Below are 4,345 nucleotides of genomic sequence, written 5' to 3'. Positions count from 1 at the left end.
AGCCATTGCTGGATACTGTCTATATCACCGCTAATTTGCCAGTAAAGCAAATTAGCCAGATCGGTATTTGCGCGCCAGTCAATATGGTAGATCGAGCGGCTCATCAGGCTGTTACACAAATCAAGGTAACGGCTTGCCTTGTCTTGTTCTCCACGGGTGACGGCGATACGGGCCAGCATAGAGTAAGCATGAAGCGACTTTGTTTCATCATATGGAGCAAGTACTTCCAAGCTTTTCAATGCCGCTTCCTCTGCCTCTTCCAAACGGTTCCAACACCAAAGGATCTGTGCACGGAGGCGAAGTAGGAACTCGTGCAAAGGCACCTGCTGCAGGTGCTGCTCTTTGACTAGTTTGAAAGCCTGTTCAAGGAGTTCATAAGCATTCTGCACATAGCCTTGCGCCAGTAAGATTTCAGCTTGTTGGAGCAATGCCCACAGGGCTTGGTGATACACATGGTATTGGCGAGCCATCTTCTCGGTTTGCTGCATCATTGGCAGCGCGCGACTGAGATTGCCTAGGCAGTGGTGGACTTCACCAACCACGGAAGTCGCGACGATTCGGCTGCGGTATGTGGTAGACGGGAGTTGCCCTAATGCTTGCTCGGATAAGATCAATGCATCGTCTGGCTTGCCTTGGTTGATTGCAACTTGGGCACGTAGGGCATTGAACTCGCCTTGCAGGGCGTCATCAAGGTTGATATCACGCTTGGCAAATTCAGTCTCAGTCTCCACAATCATGTCGCCCACATCATTGTACAGGTGCTGGCTCTGTAGCAACCACATGTGAAGCAAGTTGAGGCGGGGTTGGCTGTAGAGTTCTTCAGTATCGATCTGATCCAGTGCGTCCTGCAGCAGTTTCATCTCACCGTGATGGAACATTTCCCAACCGAAATCACACAGTATGCTGATCACCAGTGCAGTATCTTCGCACTTCTGGGCGTGCAGCAGGGCCTGTTGTGGCGAGTTTTGCTTCAGCCATGCTTTCGCGGCTAGGGCGTGTAGCTCAGCCCTCTGCTGTGGGATCTGGGAGTAGCGCTGGTGGCGGAGGAACTCAGCAAACAGGTTGTGGAAGCGGTACCAGTTGCTATCCCCCTCAAGGGTATTGAGGAATAAGCCAAAGCGATTGAGTGACTCCAATACCGCGAGGGCATCACTACGCCCTGTGAGGTCAGTCACCAATTGCGCATTGAACATATCCAATACCGAACACTGCAACAGGAATTGCTGTGTTTCACCATCAAGAAGGTCAAAGACTTCTTCTGCCAGATAATCCCATAGGTGGCCACGGTTAAAGTTTGCCATTGATTCGGCTGACTCAACCAAATTGTGTGGTTTCTGCTGGGCGTGCAAGGCAATTAATTGCAGCGCTGACGGCCAACCTTCCACTTGATGGTGAAGGGTTTTTAGAACGGTTTCTTCGATGTTCTCACCGATACGCTTGTCGAAAAAGCGGGTCGTTTCTTCTTCGTCAAAAGCCAGTATGTCGTTATCAACTTCAATTAGCAGGTCACGGATGCGTAGGTTGGCAGTACCGAGAGGCGGCAACGTACGACTGGTGACGACTAAAGTCAGGTTGTCAGGCATATGTTTGAGGAAGAAGCGTAGGCCATCGTGAATGTCGTCATTGTTAATGAGGTGGTAGTCGTCAAGAACAATATATGTTTGTTCATGGTAATCAGCCAACTCACCGAAAAGTTCACTAAATAATGTCGACAGGCAGGCAAACTGTCGGCGTTCGGCCATCGCTTGGGTCTTCAAGCAGGCACTATTCGTTGCTTTGTTGATAGTTTGCAGTAAGTAGTTGGCAAAGCGGAATGTGTCATTGTCATTCTCGTCAATGTTGAACCAACCGGTATGCGGGTGCTCATTCAACCATTGGGCTGCCATGGTCGTTTTGCCATAGCCCGCAGGTGATCGAAACAGCACAAGACGATAAAACGGGGCCTGCTCTAGCGTTTCCAGCAAACGGGGACGCAGTATTGCATTATGAAGGCGTGCCGGACGGGTTAATTTAGATGGTATCCACATAGTCTTGCTATCTTTTTGTAAGGTTTCAGTTCCATTGTCGCTCAGGAGCATTGCTCTGAATTAGCTATATTATCTGAGCATATATGCCATGTAATCCTGCTTATCATTTCAAAAAATTGCAGTGCGGCATTTGATCTAGTTAATAACTTTGACAGCGCATTGGGTTGAATTCAGCAAAAGTTGCCAACTCATCCCTATATTTATGACACACTTCACATATCTTCGTTTTTTAATCATCTTGTATCTGTCTAATTGCACATGAAAAGGTAGTCTGTATTTGTGACTTTAAATGCATATGGAAGGGCGTTTAAGTCTTTCTACACCCCAGAATTTTGCATTGTGTCACATAAAGTGGGGGAGATTCATAACTACGCCCCTCCCACTCATCCCTACTCCTCCCCAGTTCGGGAGGATGTTAACGCTGATAAATACAGGCAACATTGTCAGCAGTTGGAAATAATCCTAGAGCGAGATTGAACCATGCCTAAGAATGGTCAGACACAACAATTTGATAAAGCCGCTTTCCAAGCAGCAGTAGAAAAGCACCTTACAACAACTTACGCATCGACAACAGAAACTGCGACTGCTCGCAGTTGGTATCTAGCAATGGGCAAAGCGCTGGCAGAAATCAGCACTGGCAGCCTATTGGCCACAGAAAAGAATCTTGCTGAGCAGAAAGCTCGCAGTGTTAACTACCTATCACTGGAATTTCTGATCGGCCGCCTAACCGGCAACAACCTAATCAGCATGGGCCTATACGAAAACGTTGCTGAAGCAATGGAAGGAATGGGCCAAAACCTAACAGACCTTCTGGAAGAAGAGCGTGACCCTGCATTGGGTAACGGTGGCCTAGGTCGTCTAGCGGCTTGTTTCATGGACTCACTAGCTGCTCAGGAATACCCTGCAGTGGGTTACGGCCTGCACTATGAATACGGCCTATTCCGCCAGTCTTTCGTTGACGGCCGCCAGGTTGAAGCACCTGATGCATGGCGTGGTATCGAAGGCTACCCATGGGAAGTTCTACGTCCTGAACTGACCCAAGAAGTTAGCCTGTACGGTCATGTAGAAGCTTACACTGATGAAGACGGTGTTGAATGCCGTCGCTGGGTACCTGCAATGACCGTTGAAGGTGTTGCGTGGGACCTACCAATCGTTGGTTACGACAACAAGAGTGTTTACCCACTACGTCTATGGGAATGTCGCTCAAACGCACCGTTCAGCCTAGCGCGCTTCAATGACGGTGACTACGTAGGTGCACAGTACTCTGCTCTGGAAGCAGGTAACGTGACCAAGGTTCTATACCCGAACGACAACCACGACCAAGGTAAAGCCCTTCGTCTAATGCAGCAGTACTTCCACTGTGCTTGTTCGGTTGCTGACATCCTACGTCGCCACGAAGCAGCGGGTAACTCTATCGAGTCGCTATCTGAGCTGGAAACTATCCAGCTAAACGATACCCACCCAACAATCGCTATCCCTGAACTGATGCGCATCCTTCTGGATGAGTACAAACTAGGCTGGGAGAAGGCGTGGGAAATCTCTTCGAAGACCTTTGCTTACACCAACCACACATTGCTGCCAGAAGCATTGGAAACATGGAGCGAAGCACTGATTCAACAGATGCTACCGCGTCACATGGAAATCATCTTTGAAATCAACCACCGCTTCATGAAGCTAGTCGAGCAAACTTGGCCGGGCAACAACGAAGTGAAGCGCAAGCTTTCTATTATTCAGGAAGGTCCACAGCGCATGGTGCGTATGGCTAACCTGTGTGTTGTCAGCACATACGCCGTAAACGGTGTTGCTGCACTGCACTCTGAGTTGGTTAAGCGTGACCTATTCCCTGAATTCAATGAGCTATTCCCAGGCCGTTTGACCAATGTGACGAACGGTGTAACACCACGTCGTTGGATCAAATACTGTAACCCAGGCCTTTCTGAACTAATCAGTGAGAAAGTGGGTGACGACTGGCCGGCAAACCTTGAGAAAATTGCAGGTCTAGAGAAATTCGCTGACGATGCCGCGTTCCAAAAGCGCTACATGGCAGTGAAGAAAGAGAACAAGCAGCGTTTGGCTGACTGGGTAGAAGAGAACATGGGTATCGAGCTTGATACTGATGCTATTTTCGATATCCAAATCAAACGTCTGCACGAATACAAGCGTCAGCACCTTAACCTGCTGAACATCCTGGCGCTGTACCACCGCCTATTGAACGACCCAACGTTCGATATGCACCCACGTGTGTTCTTCTTTGGTGCGAAAGCAGCGCCGGGTTACGCACTAGCGAAAGACATCATCTTTGCCATCAACAAAGTGGC

Annotated in this window: 2 protein-coding genes; one reads left to right on the top strand and one right to left on the bottom strand. The window is 49.0% G+C overall.

Annotated features, from left to right (window positions below):
• Positions 1-2,027: HTH-type transcriptional regulator MalT (gene malT, locus BIZ37_RS29580; RefSeq protein WP_187464589.1), on the bottom strand; the 2,027-nt coding region annotated here is incomplete at its 3' end.
• A gap of 480 nt (positions 2,028-2,507) precedes the next feature.
• On the opposite strand from malT, the gene glgP reads away from it, so the two are divergent.
• Positions 2,508-4,345 (top strand): glycogen/starch/alpha-glucan family phosphorylase (gene glgP, locus BIZ37_RS29575; RefSeq protein WP_187464588.1); only part of this gene is annotated, 1,838 nt, incomplete at its 3' end.

The sequence above is a fragment of the Photobacterium sp. BZF1 genome (genome assembly GCF_014349205.1).
GTDB lineage: Bacteria > Pseudomonadota > Gammaproteobacteria > Enterobacterales > Vibrionaceae > Photobacterium.
Note: the sequence above shows the minus strand (reverse complement) of the source record. Positions and strands in the feature narration are given on the sequence as shown.